The 21595-nt window shown below is 73.3% G+C and carries 1 protein-coding gene; it reads right to left on the reverse strand.

Annotation, left to right across the window (positions count from 1 at the left end; translation table 11 throughout):
• Positions 1–6: 6 nt before the first annotated feature.
• Complete coding sequence (locus tag ABZZ79_RS07005) at positions 7–21570, reverse strand: SDR family NAD(P)-dependent oxidoreductase (protein ID WP_356687289.1); 21564 nt, start codon at positions 21568–21570, stop codon at positions 7–9.
• Positions 21571–21595: the final 25 nt, after the last annotated feature.

Genomic DNA, 21595 nt, shown 5'->3' on the forward strand with positions numbered 1-21595 from the left:
TGCTGTTCATCGGTCCTGCTGTCCGGCGGAGTCCCGCGGGAGCTGCGCCAGCCAGTCCTCGATGGCCGACGCCGTGGTCGCGGCGTCCTGCTCGGCCATGGTGAAGTGGGTTCCGGGCACCGTCCGCACGGCGTCGGCCGTGTCCCAGGTGGCCTGCCAGTCCCCCTCGTCCAGCACCGGCCGGCCGTCGTGGGCGAACGGCTCGCCCGCCTGGAGGAACAACAGCGGTGTCTTGATGCTCTCCTCCCGGAACCGCGGCAGGAGTTCGGCGTAGCGGCCCATCGCGGAGAGTTCCGCGCCGCTGAACTCGCCCAGGACAGCCGCCCGTTCCTCGACGGCGAACGCCATCTGGTCGAAGATCGCCTCATTGATCCCGTGGCCGACGCGATAGGTGTCCGCCATGACCAGTGCCGTCGGCCGCACGCCCAGCTCGCGTTCGAGCCAGGCCACCGTCGCGTGGGCGAGCAGTCCGCCGGAGGAGAACCCGTACAACGCGAACGGCTCGCCCGCCGCGGCCTTCAGCACGCTCTCGGCCAGCACCCGGACGGCGGCCTCGAACGATCCGGGCAGCAGCTCGTCGCGCCCGAATCCCGGGGTGGGGATCGCGGTGACGGGCACCGATAGCCGGGCCGCGAGCCGCGCGTGCTGATGCACTCCCCCGGCCACGGTCGGCGTGCTCAGACAGATCAGCCGCGGCCTCGGCCGGCCGTCCTCCGCCGGCGCGACCGGGAAGGACACCGGGGACGGCGGTTCCGGCAGGTCCTCGGGGGATTCGAACACGGGCCGCAGGGCAGCCACCGCCTGGAGCATCGCCATGCCCTGTCGCGCGTTCCCCGCCAGGATGGCGCCGAGGAACAGGTCGTAGAGCGTCTCCTCACGTCGGACGGGGGGCTGAGCAGCCGCGGTGGTGCCGGCCCCGCCGGGGCTCGTCGAGGCGGGCGGCGCGGCGAGCTGGGCCCGCACGACGTCGGCCAGCTCGGCGGGGTTCTTGCTGTCGAAGACGACCATGGCCGACAGGTTCAGGCCGGTCGCGGTGTTGAGCAGGTTGCGCAGCTCCACCGCGGTCAGGGAGTCGAAGCCCGACTCCAGGAAGCCGCTCTCCGGATCGACGGCGGTCGCGTCCGCGTGCCCCAGCACCTGCGCGGCGTAGCCGAGCACGGTGTCCAGCACGACTCGGGCGCGCTCGTCGTCTCCGAGCCCGGCGAGCCGCTGCCGCAACGCCCCGGCCTCCGCCCGCCCGGTGTCCGCCGCCCTTCTCCGTATCGCGGGCACCAACCCCCGCAACAGGGCGGGCACTTCGTCGGGACGGTCGCGCAGGGCCGCGGTGTCCACCCGCAAGGGAACGAGAGCCGCCCGGTCGGTCGCGAGTGCCGCGTCGAACAAGCGCAGGGCCTCCTGCTCCGAGAGCGCCGGGGTACCCGAACGCCTCATGCGCTGAAGGTCCGCCTCGCCGAGCCACTGGCTCAACCCGGTGTTCACGTCCCACAGGCCGTACGCCATCGACGTCGCGGGCAACCCCACGGCCCGGCGGTGCTGCGCCAGCGCGTCCAGGAAGACGTTCGCCGCGGCGTAACTGCCCTGGCCCGCCGCCATCACCAGACCACCGGCCGAGGAGAACATCACGAAAGCCGTCAGATCCAGATCACGCGTCAGCTCGTGCAGATGCCACGCCGCGTCCGCCTTCGGCGCCAGCACGGCACCGAACCGCTCCGGCGTCAACGCCCCCACCAGGCCGTTGTCCGCCACACCCGCCACATGCACCACACCCCGCAGAGGATGCCCGGCGGGGATGTCCGCGAGCAACGCGGCCAGCGCCGCCCGGTCACCGGCGTCGCAGGCCAGCACGGTCACCCGCGCCCCGAGGTCGCTCAGCTCGTCCCGCAGTTCCACGGCGCCCGGCGCGTCCGGGCCACGGCGGCTGGTCAGCACCAGATGACGGACTCCGTGCTCCGCCACCAGATGCCGGGCCACCAGCGCGCCGAGACCACCGGTACCACCCGTGACCAGCACCGTGCCGCCGGCGTCCCACAGCTCCGCCTCCGGTGCCGCAGCGCCGACGCGCACCAGCCGCGGCACGAACACCTGCCCGGCACGGACCGCCAGCTCGGGCTCACCCGACGCCAGCGCCACGCCCAGACCGGCGAACGACCCCACCGGACCGTCGCAGTCCAGCAGCACGAAACGGCCCGGATTCTCCGCCTGCGCCGCCCGCACCAGACCCCACACCGGAGCCTGCGTCACATCCACCGCGTCGGCGTCCGATACGGCTACCGCGCCCCGCGTCACCACCGCCAGCGTCGCGTCCGCGAACCGCTCGTCGGCCAGCCACTCCTGCACCACGCCCAGCACGCGATGCGTCGTGTCGCGCACAGCGGACAGCACGTCACCGCCCGGCACGGCACACTCGAAGACCGCTGTCCCCGACACCGCTCCCTCGGCGGGCAGTTGATCCCACGCGGTCCACGCCGCCGTCGTGCCGCTCTCCCGCGCGGCGCTCCATTCGACGCAGAACAGCGAGTCGTTCATGGGCCCGCTCAACTGAGCCGCGGACACCGGACGCAGCACCAGTTCGGCCACGGAGGCCACCGCCGCTCCGCCGGAGTCCGCGATGTCCAGGCGGATGGCGCCGTGTGTGCCCTCGGCGCGGGTGAGCCGCACCCGAAGGGCGGTGGCACCGGAGGCATGCAGGGTCAGGCCGTTCCACGAGAACGGGACGAGTGTCTGCCGCTCGTCGTTGGCGTCGGTCCCGGGCCCTCCCAGGCCCAGCGGGTGCATGGCGGCGTCGAGGAGGGCGGGGTGAATCCCGAACCGGGCCGCGTCCTCATGCGCCTGCTCCGGCAGCGCGACCTCGGCGAAGAGCTCGTCGCCGCGCCGCCAGGCGCCCTGGAGACCCTGGAAGACCGGGCCGTAGCCGAAGCCGTGGTCGGCGAGAACACCGTAGAGGCCGGTGGTGTCGAGCGCGGACGCGTCCGCCGGCGGCCACTGGCGGAGGTCGGCAGCAGGGGCCGGGGCTCCCGTCGACAGCACACCGTCGGCGTGACGGGTCCAAGGCGCGTCCGGCTGGCCCTCCGGGCGCGAGTAGATCCGCACGCGGCGCCGGTCCTGCTCGTCCGGTGCGTTCAGCACCACTTGCAGGGACACCGCTTCGCCCTCGCTCAGCACGAGCGGGGCCTGGAGGGTCAGTTCCTCAAGTACGTCGCAGCCCACCTGGTCGCCCGCCCGGACCGCGAGCTCCACGAAGCCCGTCCCGGGAAGGATCAGGCTGCCCAGCACCTCGTGGTCGGCGATCCAGGCGTGCCCGGACAGCGACAGCCGCGCGGTGAACGTCACCGCGTCCGAGTCCGGCACCGGCACGGCCGCCGCCAACACCGGGTGATCCAGGGCCATCTGGCCCACCGCGGAGACGTCGGTCATCGCCTTGGCCGCCTCGACCCAGTAACGCTCCCGCTGGAAGGCGTACGTGGGCAGGTCGACGCGGCGGGCGCCGGTTCCGGCGAAGAACCCCGCCCAGTCCACCGTCGCGCCGGCCACGTGCATCCGGGCCAGGGCCGCGACGAGGGTGTCAGGCTCGGGCCGGTTGCGCCGGGACGCCGCCACCAGCACCGCGTCCTCGGACTCCACGCACTGGCGGGCCATCCCGGTCAGCACCCCGTCCGGGCCCAACTCCAGGAACCGGCTGACCCCTTCGGCCTCCAGCGCACGCACCGCGTCCGCGAACCGGACCGCCTCCCGCACCTGCCGCACCCAGTACTCCGGGTCCGTCCACTCCATGGCCGGGGCACCCGTCACCGTGGAAACGACCGACATCCGTGGCTGCCCGTAGGTGAGCTGTCCGACGATCTCGCGGAAGTCCGTGAGCATCGGGTCCATCAAGGGCGAGTGGAAGGCGTGGGAGACCGCGAGTCGGGTCGTCCTCCGCCCCTCGGCATCGAAGCGGGCAGCGATCCGCATGACCGCGTCCTCGGCCCCGGAGATCACCACCGCCCGAGGGCCGTTGACTGCCGCGATGCCCACCTCGTCGGTGAGCAGCGGCCGTACCTCCTCCTCACTCGCCTGCACCGCGACCATCGCACCACCGGCGGGCAGCGCCTGCATCAGCCGGCCCCGCGCCGCCACCAGCATCGCGGCATCGGGCAAGGACAGCACCCCGGCCACGTGCGCGGCGGCGAGTTCACCGATGGAGTGCCCGGCCAGGAAGTCCGGCCGCACACCCCACGACTCCACGAGCCGGAACAACGCCACCTCGAACGCGAACAACGCGGGCTGCGCGTACCCGGTCCGGTTCAGCAGCTCCTCGTCCTCACCCCAGACCACCTCGGACAGCGGACGGTCCAGGTGTCTGTCCAGCTCCCCGGCCACGGCGTCGTAGGCGGCGGCGAAGGCCGGGTACACGGCGTGCAGTTCACGCCCCATGCCCAGGCGCTGCGCCCCCTGTCCGGTGAACAGGAACGCCGACCTGCCCGTACGACGCGCCGTACCCAGCACGACGGCCGGGTCGGCGGCACCTTCGGCCAGCGCCGTCAGCCCACGCCGCAACTCCTCGACGTCGGTGCCCACCACGACGGCGCGCTGTGCGAAGCCCGCCCGCGAGGTCGCCAGCGCGTACGCCACGTCCAGCGGATCGCGCTCGGTGTGGGGCAGCAGCTTCCGGGCCTGAGCGGTCAGCGCGGCTGGCGTCCTGCCGGACAGCACCCACGGAACGACCGGCACCAAGACCGGTTCCCCGGCCACCGCCTCGGCCTCCGCCGGGACCGCCTCGACGATCACATGGGCGTTCGTGCCGCTCAGACCGAACGAGGAGATGCCCGCCCGGCGCGGACGGTCACGCTCCGGCCAGACGACCGCCTCCGTCAACAGCGCGACATTGCCCTCACTCCAGTCCACCTGCGCGCTGGGCTCGTCGACGTGCAGCGTCCGAGGCAGCACCCCGTGCCGCATGGCCATCACCATCTTGATGATGCCCGCCGCACCGGCCGCCGCCTGGGTGTGACCGATGTTGGACTTGATGGAGCCGAGCCACAGCGGCTCGTCCTCGGGCCGGTCCTGGCCGTACGTGGCGAGCAGCGCCTGCGCCTCGATCGGGTCCCCCAGCCGCGTACCCGTACCGTGCGCCTCGACGGCGTCGACGTCCGGCGGCGTCAGGCCCGCGTTGGCCAGCGCCTGCCGGATCACCCGTTGCTGGGCGGGGCCGTTCGGGGCCGTGAATCCGTTGGAGGCACCGTCCTGGTTCACCGCGGAGCCCCGGACCACGGCGAGTACCGGGTGGCCGTTGCGCCGGGCGTCCGACAGCCGCTCCAGGAGCAGGACCCCCGCGCCCTCGGCCCAGCCGGTGCCGTCCGCGGCTGTGGCGAAGGACTTGCAGCGGCCGTCGGGGGCAAGCCCGCGCTGCTCGCTGAAGTACACCAGCGTCTCCGGCGTGGCCATCACGGTCACACCGCCCGCGAGTGCGAGCTCGCACTCCCCCGCACGCAGCGCCTGCGCCGCGAGGTGCAGGGAGACCAGCGACGACGAGCAGGCCGTGTCCACCGTCAGGGCGGGCCCCTCCAGGCCCAGGGTGTAGGCGACCCGGCCGGAGACGACGCTGCCGGCGTGATCACCGCCGTAGTCGTGGTACATCACCCCCGCGAAGACGCCGGTCGAACTTCCCCTCAGTGTCGCCGGGTCGATCCCGGCCCGCTCGAACGCCTCCCAGGAGGTCTCCAGGAGGAGCCGCTGCTGCGGATCCATCCCCAGCGCCTCGCGCGGCGATATGCCGAAGAAGCCCGCGTCGAACTCGGCCGCCTCGTGGAGGAAGCCGCCGGACCGGGTGTAGGTCCGGCCGGGCTTGCCGATCTCGGGGTCGTAGACGTGTTCGTCCCAGCCGCGGTCGACGGGGAAGTCCGAGACCGCGTCGGCACCGTCGGAGACCAGCCGCCACAGGTCGTCGGGCCCGGCCACCCCGCCCGGGTAGCGGCAGGCCATCGCGACGATCGCGATCGGGTCGTCCGTGATCGCCGGGTCCAGCGGGAGGGTCCGCGCCGCCTGGACCCGGTGCTGTCCGCCGCCGGTCACCTCACCGAGCAGATGCCGCGCCAGCACCGCGGGCGTCGGGTGGTCGAAGACCAGGGTGGCGGGCAGCCGTACGCCGACGGCTCCGCCCAGGGCGTTGCGGAACTCCACGGCGGTCAACGAGTCGAAGCCCAGCTCACTGAAGGCCCGATCGGGTTCGATCGCGTCGCCCGAGGTATGTCCCAGTACCCCGGCGGCGTAGCCGCGGACCAGTTCCAGCAGCAACGCTTCGCGCTCCTCGGCCCCGAGCACGGCCAACTGCCCTTCCAGTGCGCCTGTTTCGAGCTGGGTCCCGGCCGTTCCGCGACGTGTGCGCTGTCGTACGAGCCCGCGGAAGAGATGCGGCAGCTCCTCCCCCGCCTCGGCCAGAGCCTTGAGGTCGAGCAGCATCGGCACCAGCAGGGCCTGGTCCGTCGCCGTGGCGGCGTCGAACAGGTCCAGCCCTTGGCCGTCGCGGAGCACGCCGATGCCGTTGCGGCTCATCCGCCGCAGATCGGCCTCGTCGAGCGCGTCCGCCATGCCGCCCGCCCACAGGCCCCACGCCAGCGACTGTCCTGGCCGGCCGGCGGCCCGCCGGTGCGCCGCGAGCGCGTCGAGGAAGGCGTTCGCCGCGGCGTAGTTGGCCTGGCCCGCACCGCCCACGACGCCGGTACCCGAGGAGAACAGGACGAAGGCGGAGAGATCCAGGCCCGCGGTCAGCTCGTGCAGGTTGAGGGCGGCGTCCACCTTCGGGCGCAACACGGTGGACATCCGCTCCGGTCCGAGCCCGCCGAGCAGGCCGTCGTCCAGCACGCCCGCCAGGTGGATCACGGAGGTCAGCGGGTACTCGTCCGGTACCGCGGCCAGAAGTCCGGCCAGCGCCTCGCGGTCGGCGACGTCGCAGGCCGCGACGGTGACCTCGGCGCCCAACTCGGCCAGTTCGGCTCGTAGTTCGCCGGCACCTGGGGTGTGCGGGCCGCGCCGGCTGGTCAGCAGCAGACGACGTACGCCGTACTCGGCGACCAGATGCCGCGCGATCAGGCGGCCGAGGGCGCCCGTCGCGCCGGTGATCAGCACGGTCCCGGTGCCGAACCGGTCCCGTGGGGCGTGCTGCTCCTCCGCGCCGCGGGCGACCCGGGTGAGACGTGGTGTGTGCACCACGTCGCCCCGCAGCAGCGCCTGCGGTTCACCGGAGCCCATCACGGCGGCGATCCGCGCCGCGGTGACCGGCCCGTCCAGGTCGGCCAGCACGAACCGGCCGGGATGCTCCCGCTGGGCCGCCCGCAGCAGGCCCCATACGGCGGCTCCGGCCAGGTCGGTCACGTCCTCGCCGGGCAGGGCCGCCGCGCCCCGCGTGGCGACCAGCAGGGTCGAGTCGGCGAACCGCTCCTGGGCGAGCCAGTCCTGAAGCACGCCGAGCACGCGATTGACCCGGGCGTGGACGGCGGCGGCGTCCGTACCGGGCCCGCTCAGCACGTTCGGCTCGCCCGGCACGTTCGGCGCACCCGGCACGTTCTGCACGTTCGGCTCGTTCGTGAGGACGACGACGGCGGGGGCCGGGGACTCCGGTGCCAGGGCGTCCCAGTCGGCCATGGTGATCGTGCCGGCCATGGCGGCCGTCGCCGGTGCGGGTCGCCACTCAAGGCCGAACAGCGCGTCGTGGAAGCTGGTCCGCGCCGCGGCGAGCTGCTCCTCGGACACCGGACGGCTGACCACCGAGCCCACCGACACGACGAGCCGGCCGGCGGTGTCCGTGGCAACCAGCGTGAGGCTCTCCGCGGTGGGCCGCCCGATCCGGACGCGGACCGTGGTGGCGCCGGTGGCGTACAGCCGGACGTCGTTCCAGACGAAGGGCAGCGCGGTCCGCTCACCCCCGTCGAGCAGGACGGCGTGCAGGGCGGCGTCGAGCAGCGCGGGGTGAACTCCGAACCGGCCCGCCTCCTCATGCGTCTGCTTCGGCAGCGCGACCTCGGCGAACAGTTCGTCGCCCCGCCGCCAGACCCGCTGGAGACCCTGGAACACCGGCCCGTACCGGTAGCCCAGCTCCGCCAGCCGGTCGTAGGCACCCTCCACGTCCACCGGATCCGCACCCGCCGGGGGCCACTCCCCGACCGAGGGAGCAGATCCGGACTGCGGCGCCGAGGCGAGCACACCCTCCGCGTGCAGGGTCCATACGCCGTCCGGCAGACCCTCCGGCCGCGAGTGCACCGTCACCGTGCGGCGCCCGGACCCGTCCGCGGTACCGACCATGACCTGCACCTGCACGCCGCCGTGCCCCGACAGTGACAGCGGGGCCCGCAGGGTCAGCTCCTCCAGTACGTCACACCCCACCTGATCCCCCGCGCGGACCGCCAGCTCGACGAAGCCCGTGCCGGGGAGGATGACGCTCCCCAGTACCTCGTGGTCGGCGATCCAGGCGTGCCCGGACAGCGACAGCCGCGCGGTGAACGTCACCGCGTCCGAACCGGGCACCGGCACCGCCGCCGCCAACACCGGGTGATCCAGGGCCGTCTGGCCCACCGCGGAGACGTCCGTCATCGCCTTGACCGGCTCGACCCAATAGCGCTCGCGCTGGAAGGCGTACGTCGGCAGATCGACACGGCGAGCCCCGGTACCCGCGAAGAACGCCTCCCAGTCCACCGCCACACCGTGCGCGTGCAGACCGGACAGCGCGGTGACCAGGGTTTCCGGCTCCGGGCGGTTGCGGCGGGACGCCGCCAACAGCATTGTCCGCTCGCCGGTGACCGACTGCTGAGCCAGTCCGGTCAGCACGCCGTCCGGGCCCAGCTCCAGGAACCGGGTGACTCCTTCGGCCTCCAGAGCACGCACCGCGTCCGCGAACCGCACCGCCTCCCTGACCTGCCGCACCCAGTACTCCGGCTCCATCCACTCCGTGGCCAGTCGGCCGGTCGTCGTGGAGACCACCGGAATCCGCGGCTGCCCGAAAGTGAGCCGTCCGGCGACCTCACGGAAGTCCGCGAGCATCGGCTCCATCAGCGGCGAGTGGAACGCGTGGGAGACCCGCAACAAGGACGTCGTGCGTCCCTCGACCTCGAACCGCGCCGCCACCTCGATCACGGCTTCCTCGGCGCCGGAGATCACCACGGCCCGCGGGCCGTTGACGGCGGCGATACTCACGCGATCGGTGAGCAGCGGACGCATCTCGTCCTCGGTCGCCTGCACCGCCACCATCGCGCCGCCGGCGGGCAGCGCCTGCATCAGCCGGCCCCGCGCCGCCACCAGCATCGCGGCGTCAGGCAGGGACAGCACCCCGGCGACGTGCGCGGCGGCGAGTTCGCCGATGGAGTGCCCGGCCAGGAAGTCCGGCCGCACACCCCACGACTCCACGAGCCGGAACAACGCCACCTCGAACGCGAACAGCGCCGGCTGCGCGTACCCCGTCCGGTGCAGCAGCCCCTCGTCCTCGCCCCACACCACCTCGGCAAGCGGACGGTCCAAGTGCCTGTCCAGCTCCCCGGCCGCCGCGTCGAAGGCAGCGGCGAACGCCGGGTACGCGGCGTGCAGTTCACGCCCCATCCCCAGACGCTGCGCCCCCTGCCCCGTGAACAGGAACGCGGTCGAGCCCGTACGGCGGCTGAACTCCTGCACTGCCACCGGGGCGTTGCGCCCCTCGGCCAGGGCGGTCAGACCACGCAGGAGCGCGTCACGATCCGCGCCCACGAGTGCCGCGCGGTGCTCGAAGGCCGTGCGGGTGGTCGCCAGCGAGAGCGCCATGTCCAGCGGATCGCGCTCGGCCACGAGCGGGATCAGGTTTTGCGCCTGCTCGGCCAGAGCGGCCGATGTCCGGCCCGAGAGCACCCACGGAAGCGCGGGTACGGGCACCGTGGCGGGAACACGCTCGGGAACGTCCCGCGGCGGGGCTTCCTCGATGATCAGATGGGCGTTCGTGCCGCTGATCCCGAAGGCCGAGATCCCGGCTCGGCGGGGCCTGCCGTCCGGCGCCCACGCGCGTTCCTCGGTCAGCAGCCGGACGTCGCCCTGCGACCAGTCCACGTGCGGCGAGGGCTCGTCCACGTGAAGTGTCCTCGGCATCGTGCCGTGACGAACCGCCTGCACCATCTTGATGACGCCGGCGACACCGGCCGCGGCCTGCGCGTGTCCGATGTTCGACTTGATCGACCCCAGCCACAGCGGCTGGTCCTCGGGCCGGTCCTGGCCGTACGTGGCGAGCAGCGCCTGCGCCTCGATCGGGTCACCCAGCCGCGTGCCCGTGCCGTGCGCCTCCACGAGATCGACCTCGGTGGCGGACAGGCCCGCGTTGGCCAGCGCCTGGCGGATGACCCGCTGCTGCGAGGGGCCGTTGGGCGCGGTCATTCCGTTGGAGGCGCCGTCCTGGTTCACGGCGGAGCCGCGGATCACGGCCAGCACCTGGTGTCCGTTGCGCCGGGCGTCCGACAGCCGCTCCAGCAGCAGCACACCGGCGCCCTCGGCCCAGGCGACGCCGTCGGCCGCGGCGGCGAACGACTTGGACCGGCCGTCGGGCGCGAGGCCGAGCTGCCTGCTGAACTCGACGAACATCCCGGGCGTGCCCATCACGGCGACGCCGCCGGCCAGGGCGAGCGAGCACTCCCCCGACCGCAGCGCCTGCGCCGCCAGATGCAGCGACACCAGCGAGGACGAGCAGGCCGTGTCCACGGTCACCGACGGGCCTTCCAGGCCCAGCACATAGGACGTACGTCCCGACACGAGGCTGCCCCCGGCGCTGGCGGCGGCCTCCCCCAGCCCGTAGTCGTGGTACATCAACCCGGCGAAGACACCGGTGGAGCTGCCCTTGAGGGACGCGGGCGTGATCCCGGCGCGCTCGATTGCCTCCCACGAGGTCTCCAGCAGGAGCCGCTGCTGGGGGTCCATCATCAGCGCCTCGTTGGGGCTGATGCCGAAGAAGCCGCTGTCGAAGTCGGCGGCGTCATGGAGGAAGCCGCCGGCCCTGGCATAGGTCTTGCCGGGCCGACCGGGCTCGGGGTCGTACACGTCCTCGTCCCAGCCGCGGTCGGCCGGGAAGTCCGAGATCGCGTCGACACCGTCGGCGACCAGTCGCCACAGATCCTCCGGAGAGGTCACTCCGCCCGGATAGCGGCACGCCATCCCGATGACGGCCACGGGCTCGTCGCTACGGCCGGCACCGGCCGGCCGCACAGTCGCCGTACGCCCCGCGGCCGTCATGGCGCTGGTCAGAGAGGCGCCGATGTGTTCCGCCACGGCCTGCGCGGTCGGGTGGTCGAAGACCAGCGTGGCCGGCAGGCGCATCCCGGTCACGGTGCCCAGCTTGTTGCGCAGCTCCACCGCCGCCAGCGAGTCGAAGCCCAGTTCCTGGAACGCCCGGTCGGGCTCGACGGCGTCGGCGGAGGCGTGCCCGAGCACCGCGGCCACCTGACGGCGTACGAGGTCGAGCAGGACACGGTCGCGCTCGGTCGCGTCCAGTCCGGCCAGTTCCTGCTCCAGCCCGCCCGCTCCCGCGCTCCCCGCGGCGCGCGCGAGCCGGCTGCCCGGCACCCGCACCAGCCCGCGCAGCAGTGCCGGTACCTCCTCGCCGCGCCCGCGCAGCACCGACGGCTGCACGCGCACCGGCACCAGCGCGGGGAGTCCGGAGCGCAGCGCGGCGTCGAACAGTTCGAGTCCCAGCTCGGTCGACAGCGCGGGCAGGCCCTGCGCCGCCATCCGCTCGGTGGCCAGGTCGAGCGACTGGGTCATCCCGGTGTGCGTGTCCCACAGGCCGAACGCCGCAGCCGTCGCGGGCAGCCCGGCGGCGTGGCGGTGTTCCGCCAGCGCGTCCAGGAAGACATTGGCCGCCGCGTAGTTCGCCTGCCCGGCCGCCAGGACGAGGCCGCCCGCCGAGGAGAACATCACGAAAGCGGTGAGGCCGAGATCGCGTGTCAGCTCGTGCAGATGCCACGCCGCGTCCGCCTTCGGCGCCAGTACGGCGTCGAACCGCTCGGGAGTGAGGACGCCGACCAGGCCGTTGTCGATGGCCCCCGCGACGTGGACCACGCCCCGCAGTGGCTGCTCCTTGGGAATGCCGGCGAGCAGCGCGGCCAGTGCCTCACGGTCGGCGACGTCACAGGCCGCGAGCGTGACCTCGGCGCCCAACTCGGCGAGTTCGGCTTGTAGTTCGGCTGCGCCCGGCGCGTCCGGACCGCGACGGCTGGTCAGCACCAGATGCCGCACGCCGTGCTCCGTCACCAGGTGCCGGGCCACCAGCGCGCCCAGACCACCCGTGCCGCCGGTGATCAGCACGGTGCCGTCGGTGTCCCACAGCTCCGTCTCCGGTGCCGCAGCCCCGACGCGCACCAGCCGGGGCACGAACACCCGCCCCTCACGGACCGCCAGCTCGGGCTCACCGGACGCCAGCGCCGCACCCAGACTGGTGAACGACCCCGCCGGTCCGTCGCTGTCCAGCAGCACGAAACGGCCCGGGTTCTCCGCCTGCGCCGCCCGCACCAGACCCCACACCGGAGCCTGCACCACATCCACCGGCGCACCGTCCGACACAGCCACCGCGCCCCGCGTCACCACCGCCAGCGTCGCACCCGCGAACCGCTCGTCAGCCAGCCACTCCTGTACGACACTCAGAACCCGGCGCGTCGTATCACGAACCGCCCCCGGGACGTCGCCGTCCGCCACGGCACACTCGAAGGCGACCGTCCCCGACGCCGGCCCCTGGGCGGGCAGTTGATCCCACCCGGTCCACTCCGCCTCGGCAGTAGTCTCGCCCGGCAACGCATTCCACGCGATGCGGAACAGCGACTCCTCACCCGGCGCGTTCAGCTGCCCGGCCGACACCGGACGCCCCACGACCGAGCCGACCGACACCACCGGCCGACCCACCGCATCCGCCACCTCCAGCGTCAGACTCTCCGACGTCGGACGCGTCAACCGCACCCGCACCCTGGAAGCCCCCACCGCATGCAGCCGCACGTCGTTCCACACGAACGGCAGCACCGGCTCACCGCCCTCAGTGCCACCGACCAGCGCCACATGCATCGCCGCGTCCAACAGCGCCGGATGAATGCCGAACTCCTCCGCCTCCCCGTGCTCCGACTCCGGAAGCGCGACCTCGGCGAACAACTCATCCCCACGCCGCCACGCCCGCTCAAGCCCCTGGAACACCGGCCCATAGCGGTAGCCCAGCTCCGACAAGCCCTCGTACTCACCCTCAAGGTCGAGTACGTCCGCGTCCGCCGGCGGCCACTGCGACAGTTCGAACGACGCCCCGGAGCCGCCCGGCGCCAGCACACCGTCCCCGTGCAGCACCCACGGCCCGTCCGGCCGGTCCTCCGCGCGCGAATGCACGGTCACGGTGCGCCGCCCGGACCCGTCCGCAGCGCCGACCACCACCTGAACCTGCACACCACCCGACCCGGGTAGCACCAAAGGAGCCTGCAACGCCAGCTCCTCCAGCACCCCGCAACCCACCTGGCCACCCGCCCAGGCCGCAAGCTCCACAAATCCCGTACCCGGCAACAAGACCTGGCCCAGCACCGCGTGATCGGCGATCCAGCCCTGCGTGCCCACCGCCAGCCGGCCGGTGAACGTCACACCGTCCGAGTCCGGCGACGGCACCACAGCACCCAACAACGGATGCCCGGCGGACACCAGGCCCGCGGACGGGACCCCGCCCAGCTCGCTGCCCAGCCAGGAGTTGGCCAGGTACTGCTGCGTGTCGACCCAGAAGCGTTCGCGCTGAAAGGCGTAGGTCGGCAGGTCGATACGGCGGGCCCCGGTCCCGGCGAAGAACGCCTCCCAGTCCACTGCCACGCCGTGCGCGTGCAGGCCGGCCAGGGCGGTGAGGAGGGTCTCCGGCTCCGGACGGTTACGGCGCGACGCCGCGACCAGCAGCGCGTCCCCGGACTCCACGCTCAGCCGGGCCATCCCTGTGAGGACCCCGTCCGGGCCCAGCTCCAGGAACTGACCGACGCCTTCGGCCTCCAGCGAGCGGACGGCGTCCGCGAAACGCACCGCCTCACGGACCTGGCGCACCCAGTACTCCGGGTCCGTCAACTCCGTGGCCAGTGCGCCGGTCACCGTGGAAACGACCGGCACACGCGGCTGTTCGTAGGTGAGCTGCCCGGCGAGCTCGCGGAAGTCCGCGAGCATCGGCTCCATCAGCGGGGAGTGGAACGCGTGCGACACCGCCAGCCGCGTCGTCCTGCGGCCCTCGGCTTCGAGGCGCGCCGCTAGCTGTGTGACCTCGTCCTCGGCGCCGGAAACCACCACGGCCTGGGGGCCGTTGACCGCCGCGATGGCCACCTGGCCGGTGAGCAGCGGTTGTACCTCGTCCTCGGTCGCCTGCACGGCCACCATCGCACCGCCGGCGGGCAGCGCCTGCATCAGCCGGCCCCGCGCCGCCACCAGCATCGCGGCGTCAGGCAGGGACAGCACCCCGGCGACATGCGCGGCGGCGAGTTCGCCGATGGAGTGCCCGGCGAGGAAGCCGGGCCGCACCCCCCACGACTCCATCAGTGCGCACAACGCGACTTCATGAGCGAACAGCGCGGGCTGCGCGAATCCGGTCCGGTTCAGCAGCTCTTGGTCCTCGCCCCACACGACCTCCCGCAGGGGACGGTCGAGGTGGGCGTCCAGCTCCGCCACCACCGCGTCGAAGGCCTCCGCGAAGGCCGGGAAGGCCGCGTGCAGTTCTCGGCCCATGCCAACCCGCTGGGCACCCTGCCCCGTGAACAGGAACGCCGAGCGGCCCGGCCCACGCGCCGCGCCCAGCACCACACCCGGGTCCGGCTCACCGGCCGCCAACGCGGCCAGTCCGCGCCGCAGTTCCCCGGCGTCGCCGCCGAGGACCACCGCGCGGTGCTCGAACCGGGCCCGGAAGGCGGTCAGCGAGTACGCGACATCCAGCGCGTCGCACTCACCGGCGACCGGGAGCAGACGCTCCGCCTGTGCGGCCAGCGCGGCCGGTGTCCTGCCCGACAGCACCCAGGGAACGGCCGGCACCGACACCGGCTCCTCGGATACCTCGCGGACGGGAGTCTCGGCAGGAGCCGCCTCGACGATCACATGGGCGTTGGTGCCGCTCAGGCCGAACGAGGAGATGCCCGCCCGGCGCGGACGGTCACGCTCCGGCCAGACGACCGCCTCCGTCAACAGCGCGACATTGCCCTCACTCCAGTCCACCCGCGCGCTCGGCTCACCGACGTGCAGCGTCCGCGGCAACACCCCGTGCCGCATCGCCATCACCATCTTGATGATGCCCGCCGCACCGGCCGCCGCCTGGGTGTGACCCATGTTCGACTTGATCGACCCCAGCCACAGCGGCTCATCCTCGGGCCGGTCCTGACCGTACGTCGCGAGCAGCGCCTGCGCCTCGATCGGATCACCCAGCCGCGTACCCGTACCGTGCGCCTCCACCACATCCACATCGGCACTCGACAGACCCGCGTTCGCCAACGCCTGCCGGATCACCCGACGCTGCGACGGACCGTTCGGAGCCGTCAGACCATTCGACGCACCGTCCTGGTTCACCGCACTGCCCCTGACCACCGCCAGCACCGGATGCCCATGACGCCGCGCATCCGACAAACGCTCCAGCAACAGCACACCAGCACCCTCGCCCCAGCCCGTACCGTCGGCCTCGTCGGAGAAGGACCGGCAGCGGCCGTCCGAGGCGAGGCCCCGCTGACGGCTGAACTCGACGAACACCTCGGGCGTCGCCATCACGGCGACGCCGCCCGCCAGGGCGAGCGAGCACTCTCCCGACCGCAGCGCCTGCGCCGCCAGGTGCAGGGAGACGAGGGACGAGGAGCACGCGGTGTCGATCGTGACCGAGGGGCCTTCGAGACCGAAGACGTAGGACACGCGGCCGGAGGCGATGGCGCCGGTGCTGCTGTTGTTGGCGTAGTCGTGGTACATCACACCGGCGTAGACACCGGTGGCACTGCCCTGGAGCGAGGCGGGGTCGATGCCCGCGCGCTCGATGGCCTCCCACGCGGTCTCCAGCAGCAGATGCTGCTGCGGGTCCATGATGGCGGCCTCGTTCGGGCTGATCCCGAAGAACGCCGGGTCGAAGTCGCCCGCCTCGTGCAGGAAGCCGCCCTCGCGGGTGTAGGTGGTGTACGGGCGCTCCGCCGACGGGTCGTAGAGGCGTTCGGTGTCCCAGCCGCGGTTGACGGGGAACTCGGAGATCGCGTCGACGCCGTCGGCGACCAGCCGCCACAGATCCTCCGGAGAGGTCACGCCCCCCGGGTAGCGGCAGGCCATGCCGACGATCGCGATCGGGTCGTCCGCGTGGACGTGGTCGGGCGTGGCGGGCACCACGGACACCGACTGCTCGGCACCACCGAACAGCTCGTCGAGCAGGTGCCGCGCGAGCACGGCCGGAGTCGGGTGGTCGAACACCACAGTGGCGGGCAGCCGTACGCCGGCGGCCTCGTTCAGGGCGTTGCGGAACTCGACCGCGCTGAGCGAGTCGAAGCCCAGGTCGCTGAAGGCGCGCTGGGCGTCCACCGCGCCGGGACCGCCGTAGCCGAGGGTCGAGGCGACCTGCGTGCGGACCAGGTCCAGGAGCGCTGCGGCGCGCTCCTCCGGGTCGAGCGAGCCGAGCCGCTGCCGCAGTGCCGACGCCGCGGCGGCCGGGGCCGCGGTGGCGGTGCGGCGGGTGCGCACCCGGACCAGGCCGCGCAGGACCGGGGGCAGGTTCTCGCCCGCTTCGCCCAGGGTCCCGAGGTCCAGCGCGATCGGCAGCACGGTGGCCGCGTCGACGGCCGTCGCGGTGTCGAACAGCGCGAGGCCCTGCTCGTCGGTGAGGGCGCCGATGCCGCTGCGGCTCATCCGCTGGAGATCGGAATCCGAGAGCGTGTCGGCCATGCCGCTCGCCCACAGGCCCCACGCCAGGGACTGGGCGGGCAGTCCAGCGGCTCGCCGGTGCGCGGCGAGCGCGTCGAGGAACGCGTTGGCGGCGCCGTAGTTGCCCTGTCCTGGCGCGCCGAGCACACCCGACGCGGAGGAGAACAGCACGAACGCGGCCAGGTCCTTGTCCGCGGTCAGTTCGTGCAGGTTCAGCGCGGCGTCCACCTTCGGCCGCAGGACGCCGCTCACGCGCTCGGGGGTCAGCGCGGGGGTCATGGCGTCGTCCAGTACGCCGGCCAGGTGGACGACGCCGGTCAGCCGGACCCTGTCGAGCAGGGCGGCCAGCGCGTCGCGGTCGGTCACGTCGCAGGCCGCGACCGTGACCTCGGCCCCGAGTGCGGTCAGCTCGGCCACCAGGTCGTCGGCGCCGGGGGCGTCCGCACCTCGTCTGCTGGTGAGCAGCAGGCTGCGTACGCCGTGCGCGGCGACGAGGTGGCGGGAGACGAGCCGGCCCAGCGCGCCGGTGGCGCCCGACACCAGGACGGTGCCGGTACCGAACGCGCCGTGCCGCTCACCCGCGCCGCGGCCGTCTCGCTCGCCCTGCTCGCCCTCCCGCCGTGCGCGCTCCTCGCGCGGGACGCGGGCCAGGCGGGCCGCGTACACGACTCCGTCGCGCAGCAGGGTCTGGGGTTCGCCGGAGGCGACGACGGCCGCGATCTGGGCCGGGTCGTCGAGGTCGGCCAGTACGAACCGGCCCGGGTTCTCCAACTGGGCCGCGCGGACCAGGCCCCAGGCCGCGGCTCCGGCGAGGTCGGCGACGGTCTCGCCGGGCAGGGCGACGGCGCCGCTGGTGGCGATCACGAGTGTGGAGGTGGCGTACCGGTCGTCCGCGAGCCAGGACTGCAGTACGGCGAGGACACGGTGGGTGGTCGCGTGGACCGCCACGGCGTCGGTGCCCGGTGCGCAGGGCAGGACGACGACATCGGGGACCAGGCCGTCGGCGTGCAGCGCGTCCCATTCGGCGACGGTGACCGCGCCCTCGGCGGTCGGCACGGGTGTCCACTCCAGGGTGAACAGCGAGTCGTGGAAACCGGTGCGCGCGATGGCGAGCTGCTGCTGGGAGACCGCGCGAAGGACGAGGGACGCCACCGAGAGCACCGGCCGTCCGGCCGCGTCGGCGACGGTGAGGGAGAGGCCGGCCCGGTCCGCGGGAGCCAGGCGGACGCGCACCGTGTGCGCGCCCGTGGCGTGCAACCGCACACCGGACCAGGCGAACGGCAGCACCGGCCCGCCCGCGTCGTCGAACATGCCGGTGAACAGGGCTCCGTGGAGCGAGGCGTCGAGCAGGGCGGGGTGGATGCCGAACCGGTCGGCCCCGCCCGCGGCGGGCTGGGGCAGCGCGACCTCGGCGTACACCTCGTCGCCGGACTTCCACGCGGCGGTCAGACCGCGGAAGACGGGGCCGTAGGCGAGCCCGGAGGCCGCGAAGTCGTCGTACAGCCGGTCGGCGGCCACGGGGACCGCGCCGGCCGGCGGCCACGAGGTGAGATCGGTGGACGCGGCGGGAACGTCCGTGCTCAGCACACCGTCGGCGTGCCGCGTCCAGGGCGTGTCCGGCTGGTCCTCGGCACGGGAGTGCACGGTGACACCCCGCCGCCCGGACGCGTCCGGCGCCCCGACCACGACCTGGAGCTGAACGCCGCCGCGCTCGGGGAGGACGAGGGGTGCCTGGAGGGTCAGTTCGTCGAGGGTGGTGCAGCCGACCTGGTCCCCCGCGCGGATCGCCAGCTCGACGAAGCCGGTGCCGGGGAACAGGATCGACCCGCCGACCACGTGGTCGGCGAGCCACGGCTGGACGGACGGCGAGAGCCGGCCGGTGAGCACCACGCCGTCGGAGTCGGCCAGCATCACCGCGGCACCGAGCAGCGGGTGCCCGGCCGCCGCGAGGCCCACGGCCGTCACATCGCCGGGGCCTCCGCCGAGGAGGTTCTGTGGGGCGTCGACCCAGTAGCGGTCCCGTTGGAACGCGTACGTCGGCAGGTCGATACGGCGGGCCCCGGTCCCGGCGAAGAAGGCCTCCCAGTCCACCGTCGCACCGGCCACGTGCAGCTGGGCCAGGGCGGTCACGAGGGTGTCCGCCTCCGCACGGTCACGGCGGGACGCGGCGGCCAGCGTCGTCCGCTCGCCGGTGACCGACTGCTGAGCCAGTCCTGTCAGCACGCTGTCCGGGCCCAACTCCAGGAAGCGGCTGACTCCTTCGGCCTCCAGCGCGCGGACCGCGTCCGCGAACCGGACCGCTTGGCGGACCTGGCGCACCCAGTACTCCGGGTCCGTCAACTCCGTGGCCGCGACACCCGTGACCGTGGACACCACTGGAATCCGCGGCTGCTCGTAGGTGAGCTGCCCGGCGACGTGACGGAACTCCGCCAGCATCGGCTCCATGAGCGGCGAGTGGAAGGCGTGCGACACCGCGAGCCGTGTCGTCCTGCGCCCCCGGGCCTCGAACCCGGCGGCAATGCCCGCGACCGCGTCCTCGGTACCGGAAATCACCACTGCCCGGGGGCCGTTGACCGCCGCGACACCCACCTCGCCGGTGAGCAGCGGCCGTACCTCGTCCTCGCCCGCCTGCACCGCCACCATCGCACCACCGGCGGGCAGCGCCTGCATCAGCCCGCCCCGCGCCGCCACCAGCATCGCGGAATCGGGCAGGGACAGCACCCCGGCGACATGCGCGGCGGCCAGCTCCCCGATGGAGTGCCCGGCCACGAAGTCCGGCCGCACACCCCACGACTCCACCAGCCGGAACAACGCCACCTCATGCGCAAAAAGCGCCGGTTGCGCATAGCCCGTCCGGTTCAGCAGCTCCTGGTCCTCGCCCCACACGACCTCCCGCAACGGACGGTCCAGATGCGCGTCCAGCTCCGCCACCACCGCGTCGAACGCCCCGGCGAAGACGGGGAAAGCGGCGTGCAGTTCACGCCCCATGCCCAGGCGCTGCGCCCCCTGCCCCGTGAACAGGAAGGCGGATGTGCCGGTGGTGGTGACGCCACTTACCAGGCCCGAGGCAGGCTCGTCGGAGGCTAGGGCGGAGAAGGCGGCGAGGCCTGCGGCACGGGAGTCGGTGAGCGCGACGGCGCGGTGGTCCAGCGCCGCGCGGGAGGTGGCCAGGGAGTAGGCGATGTCCAGCGGCCGGGCCCGATCGGCGGCGAGGTGGTCGTGGATTCGCGCGGCCTGGGTCCGCAGAGCGTTCGCGCCGTGGCCGGAGACGAGCCAGGGCAGGGGGACGCCTGCCCGGTGCGGTGCCGGAGTGGGTTCCTCGGCGGCGGCTTCGGCGTCGTCCTGCGGTGCCTGCTCAAGGATGATGTGTGCGTTGGTGCCGCTGACGCCGAACGAGGAGACGCCCGCGCGGCGGGGGTGTTCGGTCCGCGGCCAGGGCACGGCCTCGGTGAGCAGCCGCACGTCGCCGGCCGACCAGTCGACGTGGGTGGACGGCTCGTCCACGTGCAAGGTCCTGGGCAGCAGGCCATGACGCATGGCCATGACCATCTTGATGACGCCGCCGACGCCCGCGGCGGCCTGGGCGTGACCGATGTTCGACTTGACGGAGCCCAGCCACAGGGGCCGGCCCTCCGGGCGGTCCTGGCCGTAGGTGGCCAGCACCGCCTGTGCCTCGATCGGGTCGCCGAGGGTGGTCCCCGTACCGTGGCCCTCGACGACATCGATCTGTGCGGCCGGCACCCGCGCGTTGGCCAGGGCCTGGCGGATCACCCGCTGCTGGGCACGGCCGTTGGGGGCGGTGAGGCCGTTGGACGCGCCGTCCTGGTTGACGGCGCTGCCGCGCACCACGGCGAGCACGGGGTGCCCGTTGCGGCGGGCGTCCGAGAGTCGCTCCAGCAGCAGGATGCCGACGCCCTCGGACCAGCCGGTTCCGTCGGCGGCGTCGGCGAAGGACTTGCAGCGGCCGTCGGGGGCGAGGCCGCGCTGCCGGCTGAAGGCGATGAACGGCGACGGGGTGGACATCACCATGACACCGCCGGCCAGGGCCAGGGTGCACTCCTTCTGCCGCAGGGCCTGCACGGCGAGGTGCAGCGCCACCAGCGACGAGGAACAGGCGGTGTCCACGGTGACGGCGGGGCCTTCCAGGCCCAGGGTGTAGGAGACCCGGCCGGAGATGACCGCGGCGGCGTTGCCGGTGGTCATGTAGGCTTCCGCGATCTCCGGGACCGAGCCGAGCAGATACTCGTAGTCCTGGATGCCGGAGCCGGCGAACACGCCGACCTGGGTGCCGCGCACCGACTCGGGGTCGATGCCGGCCCGTTCGAGGGCTTCCCAGGAGGCCTCCAGCATCAGCCGCTGCTGCGGGTCGGTGCCGAGCGCCTCCCTGGGGGCGATCCCGAAGAAGCCCGCGTCGAAGTCACCGGCGTCGTGGACGAATCCGCCCTCGTGGACGTAGCTCGTGCCGAGCCCGGCGGTGTCGCCGCCGCTCAGCTGGTCGAGGTCCCAGCCGCGGTCGGTGGGGAACTCGGTGATGGCGTCGCGTCCGTCGGCGACGAGTTGCCAGAGGTCTTCCGGTGAGGTGACCCCGCCCGGGTAGCGGCAGCTCATGGCCACGATGGCGATGGGCTCCTGCTCCTGGCTCTCGACCTCCTGCAGTCTGCGCCGGGTCTGGTGCAGGTCGGCGGTGACACGCTTGAGGTAGTCGAGCAGCTTGTCGTCGTTCGCCATCGTGGTTCCACCGAGTCCTTTGGTT

The sequence above is a fragment of the Streptomyces sp. NPDC006458 genome (genome assembly GCF_040612135.1).
Lineage (GTDB): Bacteria > Actinomycetota > Actinomycetes > Streptomycetales > Streptomycetaceae > Streptomyces.